The sequence below is a fragment of the Streptomyces sp. NPDC056600 genome, from assembly GCF_042792855.1.
Lineage (GTDB): Bacteria > Actinomycetota > Actinomycetes > Streptomycetales > Streptomycetaceae > Streptomyces.
The window spans coordinates 1-16,109 of sequence record NZ_JBHTVQ010000022.1 but is presented as its reverse complement, the minus strand read 5'-3'; the positions used below and the strand labels follow the sequence as shown (position 1 = coordinate 16,109).

The following is a 16,109-nucleotide window of genomic DNA, read 5'->3' as shown; positions in this document are numbered from 1 at the left end:
TATCGTGAACCAGCGCGGACCGTACGCATACGGCAGAACGGCCGGAACGCGGCGCACACCGAACGGATTTGACCGGCCGGGCGGAGCGGGGAGGGTGTGGTGGACGACTACGCGGGACGGATACTCGCCGATCGCTATCGCCTGCCCGTGCACCCCTCCGGCGAGGACCGCTACGACCTCGCCGAGAGCCTGGCGTTCGACACGTACAGCGGGCAGGAGGTGCGGGTCCGTCAGATCCCGCTGCCCGAGGTCGTCGAGGCCGAGGTGCTCGACGCGGACGGCCTGCCCGAGGGGTACAGCGCGGCTTACGGGCGCGGCGGCCGCGAGGACGGGGAGCCGGCCGAACCGGCGGTGCGGCGCGCCTTGGAGGCCGCCCGGGAGGCGGCCAGGATCGCCGACCATCCCCGGCTCGACCAGGTCTACGACGTGTTCGCCGAGGGCGGCTCGCTGTGGGTGGTCGGCGAGGCGGTGCCCGGGCGTCCGCTGGGCGACCTGCTCGCCGAGCGGACGCTGACGCCGTACCGTGCGGCCGAGGTCGCCGCCGACCTGCTGATGGCGATCCGGGTGCTGCACGGTCACGGCTGGGTGCACCGCAACATCACGCCGCGCACCGTCGTGGTCTGCGAGGACGGGCGGGTGGTCCTCACCGGTCTCGCCGCCGGCGCCGCAGAGGAGGCGCTCTGCGGGTACGACCCCGTCCCGCCGGAGACGCCGCCGCTGGACGCCCCCGAACCGCCCGGCGCGGAGCCCGAGACCTTCGGGGCCGACGGCGGTGCCGGGGTCGATGCCGGTTCCGGTGCCGGCGCCCGTGAGTTGGGGCCGGGATCGGGGACGGCCGGTGCCGCCGGGCACGAGACGTACGGCGCCGCGGCGTACGGCACCGAGGCCGGGGCGTACGGCACCGGGACGACAGGGGCCGGGGGGTACGGCACCGGGCCGACAGGCTCCGGGGAGTACGGCTCTGGGCCGTACCGCTCCGGGACGTCCGAGGCCGGGTCGTACGGCTCCGGGACGTCAGGTGCCGGGACGTCAGGTGTCGGGACGTCAGGTGTCGGGACGTCAGGTGTCGGGACGTCAGGTGTCGGGACGTTCGGTGCCGGGTCGTACGGGGCCGAGTCCCGGGCTCGTGGCACGGAGCTCGAGGCGTCGGCGTCCGCCGGTGCGCTTCCCGCCGCCGGTCTGCCCGCCCCCTCACCCTCCTCCGACGGCTGGTCCCCCAACCCGGTCCCGCCCTACTGGCCCGCACCGGCCGGTTCCGGGCCGAACGGCGAGCCGGGGCGCGGACCCTCGTCGGGCTCGGCCGCCGCCTACCGGGACGGTGTCCGCGCGGCCGCCGCCCGGGTGGAGGAGGCCCGCGCGGCCCAGCGGGAGGCCCTCCAGGAACGCGGCGGCGACCGTCCGGCGCTGCCGGGCGCGCGCACGCCGGTCGAGGGGGCGCCCGCCTCGCAGGAACAGGGCAACCCGCCCGGCCGGATCGCGGACCCGTACGGCGTCCAGGGACGCCCCGCCTGGCACGGCGCGACCCCGCGCAGCGGCGCGCCCGCGACGTGGCCGGCCTCACCGGACTCCCCGCCCTCCGCCGGGCCGGGGTCCCGCCCGGCCATCGCTCCCGTGCCGCTGCAGGCCCGGCAGCCCCTGCCCGCGCCGGCTCCCCTGCCGCCCGCGGCACCGATGCCCGCTGCCCTGCCCGAGGCGGCGTCGTCGGAACTCGCGCCTTCGGCCGGGTCCGCGTCCTCGTCCGGGGGGCCGGTGTCCGCGTCCGCGCCGGGAGCGCCGTCCGCGTCCCCTGCGACGCCCGCGCCCTCGGCTCCGCGCCGCGGCCCGGCGACCCCCCTCGCCGCCGAACGCGCCCGGCAGGCGCGGATGACGGTGGTCGGCGCGGTCACCGAGCGGTGGGCGCCCGAGCAGGCCCACCCGGTCCACGACCACTGGCAGCTGGCCGCGCCCGTCGGCCCCGCCACGGACCTGTGGGCGCTGGGCGCGCTGCTGTTCCGCTCCGTCCAGGGGCACGCCCCGTACCCCGAGGACTCCACCGCCGAGCTGGTGCAGCTGGTGTGCTCCGAACCCCCGGCGTTCGCCGAGGAGTGCGGGCCCCTGCGGCCCGTCGTGGAGTCGCTGCTGCGTCAGGACCCGACCGACCGGCCCGACATCGAGGAGCTCGGCGGCTGGCTGCGTTCCCTGGTGCGGTCCGCGCCCGAGCCGGAGGCGGGCGCGCACCTGGTCGCGCTGCCGCCGGCCGACCCCGAGCGGCTGCCGATGGTGCGCCGCAAGGGCGAGCTGGTGCGCCGCCGCCGTGACGCCCGCCGTGACGCGGCGGCATCGCGCGCCCGGCACCGCCGTGCCGGAGCGGACCGGACGGCCCGCTCCGCACGCGCGGAGCGCGTCGACCGCATGGACCGGCCGGAGCCGCGGGACCCCGAGCGTTCGCCGCGCAAGCTCGGCCGGACGCTGCTGACCCTGGTCCTGCTCCTGCTGGCCGGCGCGATCGCCTACGCGATGTTCTTCATGCCCAGGTCCGGGGAGCAGGCGGGCGGTCAGGACCGTTCCGGCAACTCGTTCCCCGCGGACACGACGCCGACCGAGGACACCGGGGGCTCCGAGGAGGCCAAGGACCCCGACGAGAAGCGCACCCCGTCCGCGTCCCCCTCCAAGAAGGCTCCGGCCGAGTCCTCCGGCGAGGCCGGCGAGGCCGGCGGAGAGGTGGCGGAGGGCTTCACTCTGCGCAAGGACCCCGAGGGCTTCCAGGTCGCCGTGGCGAGCGGCTGGCAGCGGGCACCCCGTAACGGACGGGGCCAAGTGGTGTTCTCCAAGGGCGACTTCCGGCTGATCGTGGTGCCGGGCCGGGACAGCGCCGAGCAGTACGGCCGCGACCCGCAGGTCTACCAGCAGGAGCACGAGCCGGAGCTTCAGCCCTACCGCGACTCCACCTGGGCCGGCTCCGGCGGGCTGCGCCGCATCGAGGTGGGCGGCAAGGTCATGGCCGAGGGCGAGTTCACCTGGACCGACGACCAGGGCCGCAAGCTCTTCGTGCGCAACCTGGCGATCCTCGACGGCGGCCGCTACCACGTGGTGCAGCTGCGCGGTCCCGAGGCGGAGAAGGACCAGGTGACCAGGCTCTTCGAGCAGGCGTCCGCGACCTACGAGTACGTCCGCTGACGGTCACGGCTGTGTGACCACCCTCCGCAGGCTGTGGCCCCGTGGGGGTCCGCCGCGATAGGGATGTGTCATGAGCAGCAACGGGGGAGCCGGAAACCGGCCCGAGGAACCGACCAGCTACGGCCTGCAGCCGCCCGCACCCCGGGCCGCCGGCCGCCCGCAGTCACCGTACGCGGCCGGGCAGCACCCGCCGCATCCCGCGGACCGGCAGGTCGACCGGCAGGCGGCGCGGGCCGCAGCGTCGCAGCCTCCGGTACGGCCCATGCCGCAGCAGGCCGCGGCGCACGGGCCGGTTCCGCCGTACCCGTCGCAGGCCCAGCCCCATCCGCAGACGCCCACCCAGGCGGTGCCGCAGCAGTCCGGCGCGCAGGAACCCGGCGCGGGACGGCTGATCGCGGGCCGGTACCGGCTGCTCTCCCGCCTCGGCCACGGCGGCATGGGCACCGTCTGGCGGGCCACGGACGAGACGGTGGGCCGCGAGGTCGCGGTCAAGGAACCCCGGGTCCCGGACCACCTCCCCGCCGCCGAGCAGGAGAACCTGTACACCAGGATGCGGCGGGAGGCCACCACCGCCGCCCGCACCGACCACCCCGCCGTGGTCAACGTTCACGACGTGGCGCTGGTCGACGGCCGGCCGTGGATCGTGATGGAGCTGGTGCGCGGCCGCTCCCTGGGCGACATCCTGCGGGAGGGCACGCTCGGCGCCCCCGAGGCGGCCCGGATCGGCCTCGAGGTGCTGGGCGCGCTGGAGGCCGTGCACACGGCGCGGATCCTGCACCGGGACGTCAAGCCGGAGAACGTGCTGCTCGGCAACCACGACCGGGTCGTGCTCACCGACTTCGGCATCGCCCAGGCCGAGGGCGACACCAGCCTCACCGACACCGGCGCCTTCGTCGGCTCCCCCGAGTACGTCGCCCCCGAGCGGGTGCTGGGGCAGCGCCCCGGGGAGGCCTCCGACCTGTGGTCGCTGGGCGTGGTGCTCTACGCGGCGACCCAGGGCGTCTCGCCGTTCCGCCGCAGCAACGTCCCGGCCACCCTGCAGGCCGTCCTCAACGCGGAGCCGCCCGCGCCCACCGGCGTCCCCGGCCCGCTCACCGAGGTGATCACCGGACTGCTGCGCAAGGACCCCGCGCACCGGCTCGACCACGCGGGCGCGCGCCGCCTGCTGGAGGCGGCGCTGCGTCCCCCGGTGCCGCCGGCCCCGCCGCGTCCCGCGTCCCCGCGCGCCGGCGGCGTGTGGGTGCCGCGCAAGGTGCTGTTCGGCGCGGTGGCCGCCGTGGTGGCCGCGGCGATGGCGACCTGGCTGGTGCTCACCGATCCCTTCGGCGGGTCCCTGCCGGACGACTGGAAGCCGCGCCCGCAGAAGGCCCTCGGCCTCACCGTCAGCGTCCCCGGCGCGTACCAGGTCACCCACCCGAAGCAGGACGAGGACGAGGAGTGGGTGAGGTACACCGACCCCAGCGGCGTCATCATGGTGGAGATCGAGCGGTACTCCCCGGAGAACAGCCTCCAGGACGTCGCCGCCAGTCCGCAGGCCCAGATGTACGCGGAGAACGAACAGTTCGCGAAGTCCGGCGAGTCCGACTTCCAGATGCCCGAGAAGCCGGAGACCCGCCCCGCGGCCGATCAGGAGCACCAGGGCCACCCGGCCGCCGAGAACACGGTCAGGTTCAAGAGCACCGAGTACAACAACCCGCGCCCGGTGGAGATGCGGATCTTCTACTACGAGAACAGCAAGAACGAGATGTACCGGGCAGTGATCCTCTATCCGGGCAAGGGTGACGTCACCGAACGCGGCAGGGAAGTGGCGCGGCACGTGATCGAGGCCCTGGAGTTCGATCCGGCCTGACATGCCGGGCCTGCCGCCGAAAAGACTTCCACGGACGCGTCTCCCGTCACACAACCCCTGATCAGCGCTTTTGTGCCAGCGATCACTGGCACAATGTGATCACGACGTGAAGGGGGGTTACCGATGGGTACCCAAAGTGTTTCGGCCGTCATACCCTGCGCCTCATGACGGACACGCAGGCCTCGCAGGCACGGGAGACAGACCACAACGGCGTCGGCGCCAATCCGGTGGCCGCCGCCCCGTCCGGCGCGCGTGCCGTCGGGGAGGCGGTCACGCCGGAACTGGCGGCCCGGCTGACCAAGGGCGTGGCCGGCTCCGGCCGGACGTACAACCACAGCCCGTTCACCGGTGAGCGGCTCGCCGAGCTGCCGGAATCCTCCGTGGCGGAGGTCGAGGAGGCGTTCGCGCGGGCCCGCGTGGCCCAGCAGGCATGGGCCGCCGTGCCCGTACGGCGCCGCGCCGCCGTCCTGCTGCGCTTCCACGACCTGGTGCTCCAGCGGCAGGGCGAGATCCTCGACATCGTCCAGGCAGAGACCGGCAAGGCCCGCCTGCACGCCCACGAGGAGCTGCAGGCCGTCGCCATGGCCGCCCGCCACTACGGACGCAAGGCACCCGCCTACCTGGCCCCCAAGGGCCACCTGGGCGCGGTGCCGCTGCTCACCAAGGTCGAGGAGCTGCGCCACCCGCGCGGCGTGATCGGCCAGATCGCCCCGTGGAACTACCCGCTGGAGCTGTCCGTCGGCGACGCGCTGCCCGCGTTCGCCGCGGGCAACGCCGTGGTGATGAAGCCGGACACCGAGACCGCGCTGACCGCCCTGTGGGCCCGCGAGGTGCTGATCGAGGCGGGACTGCCCGCCGACGTCTGGCAGGTCGTCCTCGGCGAGGGCCCGGTGGTCGGACCCGAGGTGGTGCGGCACGCCGACTACGTCTCGTTCACCGGCTCCACCCGCACCGGCCGCGAGGTCGCCGAACGTGCGGCCGCCCGCCTGGTCGGCGTCTCGCTGGAACTCGGCGGCAAGAACGCCATGGTGGTCCTGGAGGACGCCGACCTGGACAAGGCCGCCGAGGGCGCCGTCCGCGCCTGCTTCTCGACCGCCGGCCAGCTCTGCATCTCCATCGAGCGGATCTTCGTCCACGAGGCGGTGGCCGACGCCTTCCTCGAGCGCTTCGTCGCGCGCACCCGCGCGGTGCGGCTGGGCAACTTCATCGGCTACGGCGCCGACATGGGCTCCCTGGTCAGCGAGCGCCAGCTGGAGACCGTCACCCGGCACGTCGAGGACGCGGTCGCCAAGGGCGCCCGGGTGCTCACCGGCGGCGTCGCCCGGCCGGACGTCGGCCCCTACTTCTACGAGCCGACCGTCCTGGACGGCGTCGAGGCCCCCATGGCGGTCTGCTCCGAGGAGACCTTCGGTCCGGTCGTCTCCGTCTACCGCTTCAACGACCCCGACGAGGCCGTCGAGCGGGTCAACGGCACCGAGTACGGACTCAACTCCTCGGTCTGGTCCAAGGACACCCGCCGCGCACGGCGCATCGCGGCCCGGCTCCAGACCGGCACCGTCAACATCAACGAGGGCTTCGCGCCGGCCTACGGAAGCGCCCGGTCGCCGATGGGCGGTATGAAGGACTCGGGCCTCGGCCGCCGCCACGGCTCGGAGGGCATCCTCAAGTACACCGAGGCGCAGACCGTCGCCGTGCAGCGGGTGATGCCGCTGGCGCCGTCGTTCGGCCTGAGCGACGAGCAGTACGCGAACGTGCTCACCGTCGGCCTGAAGCTGATGAAGGCCTTCCGCATCCGCTGACCGCGCACCGGGCGGGGCCGCGTCCCCGGACCACCGGCCCCGCCCGCCGCCCGCCGCCTGCTCGCACCGGGCGGCCACCGTCCGCCCCGGCAGTCCGCCGCCGCCGTACCCATCGCCCGCCGTATCCACCGCCCGCCCGGGTTCGTGACCGTCCCGGTTATTGACCGTTCCCGGTCAACCGTTCTCAGTGAGGAGCGCGCACGTGTCGCAGGAGAACGCTTCGCAGGAGAAGACCGCCGGCCTTCCCGACAGCACCGAGGGCCGTCCGCCCCACGACTACGACTACGACGTGATCGTCGTCGGCTCCGGCTTCGGCGGTTCCGTCACCGCGCTCCGTCTCACCGAGAAGGGGTACCGCGTCGGCGTCCTGGAGGCGGGCCGCCGCTGGACCAGGGACTCGCTGCCCCGGAACTCCTGGGACCTCAAGAAGTTCCTGTGGGCTCCCAAGCTGGGCATGTACGGCATCCAGCGCATCCACCTGCTCGGCAACGTGATGGTGCTGGCCGGCGCGGGCGTGGGCGGCGGGTCGCTGAACTACGCCAACACCCTCTACGTGCCGCCGACGCCCTTCTTCGAGGACCCCCAGTGGAAGGACATCACGGACTGGCAGGACGAGCTCACGCCCTACTACGACCAGGCGCGGCGCATGCTCGGCGTCCGGCTCAACCCCACCATGACGCCGTCCGACGTCCACCTGAAGGCGACCGCCGAGCGGATGGGCGTGGGCGACAGCTTCCACCTCGCCCCGGTGGGCGTGTTCTTCGGTGACGGCGAGGACGCCGACGGCAGCGTCACCGCGCGGCCCGGCCAGGAGGCCGCCGACCCGTACTTCGGCGGCGTCGGCCCCGCCCGCAAGGCCTGCACCGAGTGCGGCGAGTGCATGACGGGCTGCCGCCACGGGGCCAAGAACACCCTCAACGAGAACTACCTGTACCTCGCCGAGAAGGCCGGGGCGACCGTGCACCCCATGACCACCGTGCGGTCCGTCACCGAGGACGGCCACGGCGGCCTCGTCGTCGAGACCACCGGCACCGACCGCAAGCGGGCCGACCGAGGCCGCGTCCTGCGCTCCCGCCAGGTCGTGATCGCCGCCGGCACCTACGGCACCCAGACGCTGCTGCACCGCATGAAGGAAGGCGGGCAGCTGCCGCACATCTCCGGCAAGCTCGGCATGCTCACCCGCACCAACTCCGAGGCCCTGGTGGGAGCGCAGACCGACGACCGGCGCTACCGCAGGGTCGGCGGAGGGACGAAGGCGGACTTCACCAAGGGCGTCGCCATCACCTCGTCGATCCACCCCGACGCGAACACCCACATCGAGCCGGTGCGCTACGGCAAGGGCTCCAACGCCATGGGCGCCCTCACCGTCCTCCAGGTGCCGTACGCGGCCAAGGACACCGGCACCGCGCGGCTGCTGGGCTGGCTGGGCAACTCACTGCGCCACCCCCTGCTGACCTTGAGGTCGCTCTCCAACCGGCGCTGGTCGGAGCGGACCATCATCGGCCTGGTCATGCAGTCGCTCGACAACTCGCTCACCACCCACCTCAAGCGCAAGGGCCTGGGCAAGGGGCTGCTCACCGCCCGACAGGGCCACGGTGCGCCCAACCCGAAGCAGATCAAGGCGGCCGTGGAGGCGGCCTCCCTGCTGTCGGAGGAGATCAACGGCTTCGCCGGCAGCAACGTCGGCGAGCTCACCGGCATGCCGCTGACCGCGCACTTCCTCGGTGGCTGCCCCATCGGCGACTCGCCGGAGACCGGCGTCATCGACCCCTACCACCGGCTGTACGGACACCCCGCGATCTCGGTGGTCGACGGCTCGGCGGTCTCCGCCAACCTGGGCGTCAACCCGTCACTGACCATCACGGCACAGGCCGAGCGGGCGATGTCGTTCTGGCCCAACAAGGGCGAGGACGACCCGCGGCCGGCGCAGGGCGAGGCGTACCGGCGGCTGTCGGCGGTGCCGCCGCGGACCCCGGTGGTGCCGGAGAAGTCCTTCGCCGCACTGAAGCTGCCGTTCCTCGGGATGCCGACGGTGCCGCCGAGGGCGGACGCCCCGACGCCCGAGGTCACCATGCCGAAGCCGGCCGCCCCTGCGGACCCGGTGGGCCCGGCGGACCCGCCGGCTGCGGTGGAGGCCGCGGGGAGCACCGAGTAGCCGTGGAGACTGGGGGAACCACCGCGTAGGCGGAGGTAGGTGGAGCGGTCCTGACCGCTCTGCCGCGGCTCCGCAGCACACCCCTCAGACTGGGGCCGTGGGTGGCGGCCCCGTCGGCCGGCTCCGGGCGTCCCCGGAGCCGGCCGCTTTTTGTTGGGTGACCGGGCTGCTGTCCCCTGCCGTCCGGTCACGACCCTGGAGCGACGGTCCCACGGCGCACGGCATGGTGATCCGTACGCCTCGCCGCTCCAGCAAGCCACGCGTGGTTTTCTCGGGAGCCGTGCCTGGCCGGCACGGACAACCGGGTAAACGAAGCGCGCGGGCGGACGGTCACGGTCCCGGACGGGTGACGGTGTGCGCGCGGGGCGGGGCGGCGCGGGGCGGGGGCGAGGCGAGGACGCGGCGGTTCTTGGCGGGGCGGCGGCCCGGGGCGGTTGTGGTCCCGGGGCCGCCCCGCCCTGGCCGGGGTGAGGCGAACGCAGGTGTGCGTGCGCGTGCGGGCGGGGGCGCGGCGCGGGTGCGCGTGTGGGTGCGGCTTCAGACGCGGCCGCGGCTGAGTTCCAGGATGGTCATCGCCAGGGACGTGCCCGGGCGGCCCAGCGCGTCGCGGTAGCGGGAGAGGACCTCCATCTCACGCGACAGGTTCACTCGGCGTCCGCCCGCGGAGATCCGGGTCTGCTGGATGACGGCCGAGACGGCCATACGTTCCTGCACCAGCCCCAGGATGTGATCGTCCAGCGCGTCGATCCGCGACCGGGCGTCGGCGATGACGGCGGCCGGATCGATCGCGGAGCCGGCGGCAGGGGCGACGGCCGGGACGACGGCCGTAACGGTCGTCGTGGACGCCGGGCTGTCCGTGGAAGCGGTCGACGGGCCGGACGTGCGCGTGGTGGTGGGGCTGATGCTCATGGGGGTCTCCTCCGTCTGCTGCGGTGAGGCCCCGGCGCCGGTCGGGTCCGGGAAACGACAGGCGCCCCGGGCCTTGCCGGCCCGGGGCGCCTGGGAAGTCGCTCTGCGGTTATCCGCGGTGAGCAACACGACCATGGCAGCCGGCGGGCCGGGTGCCATAGGTAAACGCGAAGCTCGAGTATGCGGACATGCGGCAAGTATGGACCGCGGACGCGAGTCGTCTCCACCGGGGTTCGCATCGTGAGACCCGGAGTTCACGGCCGCGCCGCCTGCCCGACTCAGCCCGCGAGGTGGGCGCCCCCACCCCGGCCGTCACCGGTATCGCCACTGCTGCCGCTGCCGCTGCCGCTGCCGCCGTCGTCCGCGGCGGGGCCGCGCCGGCCGTGGGCGTCCCGTCGTGCGCCGCGGATGAGGTGGACGGTGAGCCCGGCCACGGCGGCGAAGAAGAACCCGACGGTGACCAGGGGGATCGCCGCGAACCACGGAACCTCCCACTCCCCGGCGGCGTCGCCCGTGTAGAGCACACCGGCGGTGACCAGGACCAGGCCCGATATGCAGCGCCCCGGCTGGAACTCATGACGCCACACGGGTCACCTCCACGCTCCCGGCGCCGACCTCGAGCCACAGATCGAGCGTCCCCGCCTTCCCGTCCCGCCTGCTGTCCTCGGTGCTGCTCCGCTCCCCGCCGCTCTGCGCGGGCAGCGTGTACTCCTCGAGCAGCTCGCCTCCAGGGCCGGTGTCCTTGCCGACGGCTGCCGGCGAGTGGATGTCGCCCACGCCCACCTCGACCCTCGCCCGAACCGTCACGTCGTCCGGGACGACCACTTCGAGGCGTCCGGCGCCCAACTCGACCCGCACCGGCACCGTCCGTCCGTCCTTCACCGGCAGCTCCGTCAGGTCCAGCCGGGCCAGGCCCGCTCCCAGCTGGTAATTCTCGCGGACCTCGGCGGTGTTGTGGGGCTGCCACTCCACGCGTATCCAGTCCGCGTCGGCGTCCGGCGGGAGGGCTGCGGTCACCGTGAGCAGGCCGGCGGTGACCAGGCTCCAGAAGATCGTCCCCACGCCCGTCCGGCCCAGGAAGGAACTGACGACCAAGCCGGCGCCGAAGACGAGCAGTGCGCAGGCCAGGCCCTGTTGCAGGGCGGTCACCGGCGCCTCGTCGGACCAGGTGAGACCGGTGGCCAGAGAACCCGCCACCACGGCCAGCAGGAACGTCGTCCCCCCGAGGGAACGGGGGCGAACCTTGCTGCGGCCGGCCCCTTCCTTGCTCCGGCCGCTCCCCTCCTCCTCCGGGCGGGCCGTGCGGTCCTCGGTGGCGGTCGCGGCACTGCGGGAGACGGCGAAGGCCGCCGCGAGGTCGCGGTCGGAAGCCTTCCCCAGGTCCCAGGGGCCCCAGAGGTAGCCCGTGCCCCCGACGTAGGTGCCGTCCTTGACGATCGGCTCCCGCCACCAGGAGGGGAGGGAGGCCGCGACCGGGGGAGCCTGCGCCTCCGGCGGGGCGTCCGCGGCCGCCTGGGCGGCCAGCGGGTCGGGCCCCGGGGCGGTCCTGCGGCGGGACCAGTAGCCCGCGCCGGCCAGCAGCAGGGAGAGGACCGCACCGAAGGTCAGCAGCCCTCCGTTGCGGAGCATGGAGAGGAACACCCCGCAGCCCACCAGCGCGAACAGCACGGAGGCCAGCGCGGGGCCGTCCACCCGTCCGGTGAGCAGACGGCGGATCTCGTTCTCCTCCTCGTCCTCGTAGGGGACCAGGAGCCAGGCGAAGCCGTAGAAGGCCAGACCGATCCCGCCGGTGGCCGAGAGCACCGCGAGGGTGATCCGGAAGATCACCGGGTCCATGTCGCAGTGCCGCCCCAGGCCCGCGCAGACACCGCCCAGCACTTTGTGGCGGCGGTCCCGGCGCAGCGGCCGCGGCTCCTGCTCGGGTGGCCCGGCATCGGTCGCGGACGCACCGGGACGCCGCTCCGCGTCCGGGGACGCGGCTGCCGGCGCGTGGTGGTGATCCGTCATGTGTTCATGGTGACGGGCGGGACGGCTTCGTGGGAGCGGGAACGACCCTGGGAGAACCCTGAAATCGCCCCCGGACCGGTGCAGGGGGAACTGTTCGAGGCACGCCGTGGACCGGATCAGGGACGTCTCGGGGGTGGACCCTGATGACCTCGGGGCCGCGCCGTGTGACGATCAGGGCATGCCGGAAGCCGCAGCAGTACTCGACGAACCGCGGCCGCCGCGCAAGCTCTACCGCAGCGGCGACGGACGCTGGCTGGGGGGCGTGGCGCGGGGGCTCGCCGGGCACCTCGGGCTGCCCGTGGCGTGGGTCCGTCTGGCCTTCGTGGGCCTGTTCGTGGCGCAGGGGATGGGCGCGCTGCTGTACGCGGCCTTCTGGTTCTTCGTGCCGCTGGGCGTCGGTGGTGTCGGTGGCCTCGGCGGCCCGGGCGGCACGGATGTCAGGGGCGGCGCGGACAGCGGGAAGCCGCGGGGCGCGTCGGCGCCGGGAGCTTCCTCGCCCCGCCGTCTGGCCCCGCGGAAGCCCGACCGGGGCCAGCTGGTCGCGCTCCTCCTGATGGTCGTGGTCGCCCTGGTCTTCGTGGGCAGCGTGGATCTGGGCGGTGGCGCCCGGGCCTACCTGTGGCCCGCGGTGCTGGTCGGCGCCGGCGTCGCCCTGGTGTGGCGTCAGGCGGACAACGCGCGGCGGGCCCGCTGGGTCGAGGTGGGCCGCCGGCGGCGGACGGTGACGCTCGCCCGCGCGGCGGCCGGAGTCCTGCTGGTGACGGCCGGCGTCTCGGGGATGTTCGTGCTGCAGGGGTCGGCCGCCCACCTCGGCTCGGTGCTGCAGGCCGCGCTGGCCGTCCTGGTCGGGGTGGCGCTGCTCGCCGGTCCCTATCTGGTGCGGATGACGCAGGACCTCTCCGCGGAGCGCCTGATGCGCATCCGGGCCCAGGAGCGCGCCGAGGTGGCGGCCCACGTGCACGACTCGGTCCTGCACACGCTGACGCTGATCCAGCGCAACGCCGACAGCCCGGGCGAGGTTCGCCGGCTGGCCCGTGCCCAGGAGCGCGAGCTGCGCGCCTGGCTGTACCGGCCGGAGGGCTCGGGCAAGGACGAGGAGGCGGAGCCGGAGACGCTCGCCGAGGCGGTCCGCGGCGCCGCCGCGGAGGTGGAGGACAACCACGGGGTCCCGCTGGAGGTCGTGGTCGTCGGCGACTGCCCGCTCGACGAGAAACTGGGCGCGCAGATCCAGGCCGCCCGGGAAGCCATGGTGAACGCCGCCAAGTACGGTGGCGACGGCGGGCCCGTACAGGTCTACGCCGAGGTGGAGGGGAGGACGGTCTTCGTGTCCGTCCGCGACCGAGGCCCCGGCTTCGACCTCGACGCGATACCCGCCGACCGGATGGGCGTCCGGGAGTCGATCATCGGCCGGATGGAACGCAACGGCGGAACGGCCCGGGTTCGGGCCGCGCCCGACGGAGGGACCGAGGTCGAACTGGAGATGGAGAGGGCGGAGAAGACGTCATGAGCGAGGCGACCGGAGCCGGCGGAGCAGAGGGCACGGCCGACGGGGCGGCGGGGGGCGGCGGGGAGCAGGGCGGCGCGCCGGACACCGGGCGCCGGGTGAGGGTCGTGCTCGTCGACGACCACCGCATGTTCCGCACGGGGGTGCGCGCCGAGATCGGCGAGACGGAGCGCACCGGTGTGGAGGTGGTGGGCGAGGCCGCCGACGTCGACCAGGCCGTCGAGGTGATCACCGCCACCCGGCCCGAGGTGGTCCTGCTCGACGTCCATCTGCCCGGTGGCGGCGGTGTCGAGGTGCTGCGCCGGTGCGCGGGGCTGGCGGCCGACGCCGAGCGTCCGGTGCGGTTCCTGGCCCTGTCGGTCTCCGACGCCGCGGAGGACGTGATCGGCGTCATCCGCGGCGGCGCCCGTGGCTACGTCACCAAGACGATCACCGGGTCCGACCTGGTCGCCTCGATCTTCCGGGTCCAGGAGGGCGACGCCGTCTTCTCCCCCCGGCTGGCGGGCTTCGTCCTCGACGCCTTCGCCTCGACGGACGCCCCGCCGGTCGACGAGGACCTGGACCGCCTCACCCAGCGGGAACGGGAGGTGCTCCGGCTGATCGCCCGCGGGTACGCCTACAAGGAGATCGCCAAGCAGCTCTTCATCTCGGTGAAGACGGTGGAGTCCCACGTGTCGGCGGTGCTCCGCAAGCTCCAGCTGTCCAACCGGCACGAGCTGACCCGCTGGGCCACGGCGCGACGACTGGTGTGAGGGGCCCGGCCCGGCCGTCACCTCGGCCCGGCCGTCACCCGGCCGCCCCGCTCACACCACCCGGGTCGCTCCCGCGAACGGCATCTCGTCGACCGGGGCGATGCGCACCGGGGCCGAGGGGTTGGGGGCGTGGATCATCTTGCCGTCGCCGATGTACATGCCCACGTGGGTGACCCCCGGGTAGAAGAACACCAGGTCGCCGGGGCGGAGCTGGGACCGGGTGACGCGCTGTCCGGCGCCGATCTGCGCGTAGGTGGTGCGCGGGATCGAGACGCCGGCGGAGCGGTAGGCGGCCTGGACGAGGCCTGAGCAGTCGAAGGCGTTGGGGCCGGTGGCCCCCCACACGTATGGGCTGCCGAGCTTCCGCTGGGCGTAGGCGATGGCTGCCGCGGTGCGCGAGTTGGGCGCGGCGATCCTGCCGCCCGAACCGCCGGAGGTCTGCCGGCCGGTGGCCGCGGAGCCGTTTCCGGTGCCGGCACCGGTTCCGACAGCGGTTCCGTTGCCGTTCTGCCGGGACGGGCCTTCGGCGGTGCCGCCGCCGGTCCGGGCGGCCAGGCGCCGGCGCTCCTCGGCGGTGAGCTGGGAGAGCAGGCGGCGGGCCTTGGTCAGTTTCGTGGTGACGGTCTTCTTGTGTCGTTCCGCCCGTTCCTGCTGGTCCCGCAGCTTCTCCAGTTCGGTCCGGGCCTCCTCGCGCACCTCGTCCAGCTCGTGGATCTGCCGGGAGACGGAGGCGATCTCGGTGGCCTGGAGGGCGCCGGCTCGCTCGGCCATCCCGGCGTCCCGCAGGAAGCGGTCCGGGTCCGAGGAGAGCGCCAGCTGCATCGTGGGGCCGAGCCCGTTGCCCGAGCGGTACTGAGCGGCGGCGGCCGACCCCAGTGACTCGCGGGCGGCGTTGAGGTCCTCGGTGCGGCGGGCCGCCTCGTCCTGCAGCTTGTCGACGCGCCGTTCGGCGACCTGGGTCCGCTCCTTCGCACCGTTGTACTTCTCGGTGGCCGCCTCGGCCTCCCGGTAGAGCCGGTCGACCTCCTCGCGCACCTGCTCCGGCGTCGGCTTCGGCGCCGCGTGTCCGATTCCGTCCAGTCCCGCCGACGCGGCCGCACCCGCGAGAACCGCGGTGAGCAGGGTACGTGCCCTGCTGCCGCTCCGCTTGTGCTGTGGGGGTTTGCGGTGCGCTGCCACGTCGAGTCCATGTCCTTCCGTACGTCCCGTCCCCGGGCGGGACGGTCACGCATCCGGCGGCGACCCGCACAGGGGAGGCGGGCCGCCGCCGGAGCCTTCGATGCGGTGTCCGACGCCGTCCCGGTCAGGACGACGGAGGGGGAGTCGGGCACCTGGAGGAGGACGCTAATCCGGTACGTCACCGTCCGGTAACGGTTTGTACGCAGATGAATGCAAAGAGTCACGATGATGTGCGGAGGTGACGAGCCCAGGTTCGATCTTGGTAAATCCGTGGGGCGGGATGACCGAATGCATACTTATGGGGCGGATGTGACGGACGGGGTGCTACGGGCGGCCCGCCGCCGAGGCCCTCGACGGCGGTGGCTAGGCTCCCCGCCATGGACGTTCTCCTGCACATATTCGTCGGTCTTCACATCATCGGAATCGCCGCGCTTCTCGGCGGCTTCTTCCACCAGATGAAGGCCATCGGTCAGGGCACCGCCCGCTTCACCCCGGGCATGCTGCACGGCGCCCTCACCATGCTGGTCACCGGCATCGTGCTGGTCGGCCTCAACGAGGCCCAGGGCGGCTCGGTCAACCACATCAAGATCGGCATCAAGCTGCTGCTGCTGATCGTGATCCTCGGCCTGGTCTACGTGAAGCGGGACGAGGAGCGGGTGGACAAGGGGCAGTTCGCCCTGGTGGGCGCGTTGACCATGGTGAACATCTTCATCGCGGTGCTGTGGACGTGATCCGGCGCCGATGACGCCGGTGACGCCGGTGAGGCAGGTACGCGGACGGCCCGCACGCATCGAGCGTG

11 protein-coding genes are annotated in these 16,109 nt (G+C 73.8%); 7 read left to right on the top strand and 4 right to left on the bottom strand.

Features of this window, described 5'->3' with window-relative positions; translation table 11 throughout:
- The first annotated feature begins 99 nt into the window (after positions 1 to 99).
- The 4 genes from ACFRAV_RS13740 (at position 100) to ACFRAV_RS13725 (ending at position 8,959) form a co-directional block, all read left to right on the top strand.
- Entirely contained in the window at positions 100 to 3,156 is a 3,057-nt protein-coding gene (locus tag ACFRAV_RS13740; protein WP_382554847.1) for a serine/threonine protein kinase, read from the top strand.
- A 70-nt stretch (positions 3,157 to 3,226) separates the two neighbouring features.
- Complete coding sequence (locus ACFRAV_RS13735) at positions 3,227 to 5,005, top strand: protein kinase (RefSeq protein ID WP_382554844.1); 1,779 nt, start codon at positions 3,227 to 3,229, stop codon at positions 5,003 to 5,005.
- Positions 5,006 to 5,169: 164 nt separating this feature from the next.
- Positions 5,170 to 6,804 carry a succinic semialdehyde dehydrogenase gene (locus ACFRAV_RS13730; protein ID WP_382554843.1) on the top strand — a complete coding sequence of 545 codons (1,635 nt, stop codon included), beginning with the start codon at positions 5,170 to 5,172 and terminating at the stop codon, positions 6,802 to 6,804.
- Between the two features lie 289 nt (positions 6,805 to 7,093).
- The gene (locus ACFRAV_RS13725; RefSeq protein WP_382554981.1) at positions 7,094 to 8,959 is read left to right on the top strand and encodes a GMC oxidoreductase; all 1,866 of its coding nucleotides are present in this window, start codon (positions 7,094 to 7,096) and stop codon (positions 8,957 to 8,959) included.
- A 537-nt stretch (positions 8,960 to 9,496) separates the two neighbouring features.
- On the opposite strand, the gene ACFRAV_RS13720 is transcribed toward ACFRAV_RS13725, so the two are convergent.
- The 3 genes from ACFRAV_RS13720 to ACFRAV_RS13710 all read right to left on the bottom strand — a co-directional run bounded on the left by ACFRAV_RS13720 (position 9,497) and on the right by ACFRAV_RS13710 (position 11,875).
- On the bottom strand, positions 9,497 to 9,868 hold the full coding sequence (locus ACFRAV_RS13720; RefSeq protein ID WP_382554840.1) for a chorismate mutase: 372 nt from the start codon (positions 9,866 to 9,868) through the stop codon (positions 9,497 to 9,499).
- A gap of 278 nt (positions 9,869 to 10,146) precedes the next feature.
- Positions 10,147 to 10,455 (bottom strand): hypothetical protein, encoded by a 309-nt coding sequence (locus ACFRAV_RS13715; RefSeq protein WP_382554838.1) that lies wholly within the window; start codon positions 10,453 to 10,455, stop codon positions 10,147 to 10,149.
- A complete protein-coding gene (locus ACFRAV_RS13710; RefSeq protein ID WP_382554836.1) occupies positions 10,442 to 11,875 on the bottom strand; it encodes a PspC domain-containing protein in 1,434 nt (477 codons plus the stop codon). Before ACFRAV_RS13710 ends, ACFRAV_RS13715 begins: the two co-directional genes overlap by 14 nt.
- Before the next feature lie 178 nt (positions 11,876 to 12,053).
- Here ACFRAV_RS13710 and ACFRAV_RS13705 point away from each other — a divergent pair, with 178 nt between their 5' ends.
- Entirely contained in the window at positions 12,054 to 13,382 is a 1,329-nt protein-coding gene (locus tag ACFRAV_RS13705; protein ID WP_382554833.1) for a PspC domain-containing protein, read from the top strand.
- Entirely contained in the window at positions 13,379 to 14,131 is a 753-nt protein-coding gene (locus tag ACFRAV_RS13700; protein WP_382554831.1) for a LuxR C-terminal-related transcriptional regulator, read from the top strand. The genes ACFRAV_RS13705 and ACFRAV_RS13700 overlap by 4 nt, the downstream gene beginning before the upstream one ends.
- A gap of 51 nt (positions 14,132 to 14,182) precedes the next feature.
- Here the strand turns inward: ACFRAV_RS13700 and ACFRAV_RS13695 are convergent, their stop codons facing one another.
- Complete coding sequence (locus tag ACFRAV_RS13695; protein WP_382554828.1) at positions 14,183 to 15,310, bottom strand: NlpC/P60 family protein; 1,128 nt, start codon at positions 15,308 to 15,310, stop codon at positions 14,183 to 14,185.
- Positions 15,311 to 15,687: 377 nt separating this feature from the next.
- Here ACFRAV_RS13695 and ACFRAV_RS13690 point away from each other — a divergent pair, with 377 nt between their 5' ends.
- Complete coding sequence (locus ACFRAV_RS13690; protein ID WP_382554825.1) at positions 15,688 to 16,041, top strand: hypothetical protein; 354 nt, start codon at positions 15,688 to 15,690, stop codon at positions 16,039 to 16,041.
- Positions 16,042 to 16,109 lie beyond the last annotated feature (68 nt).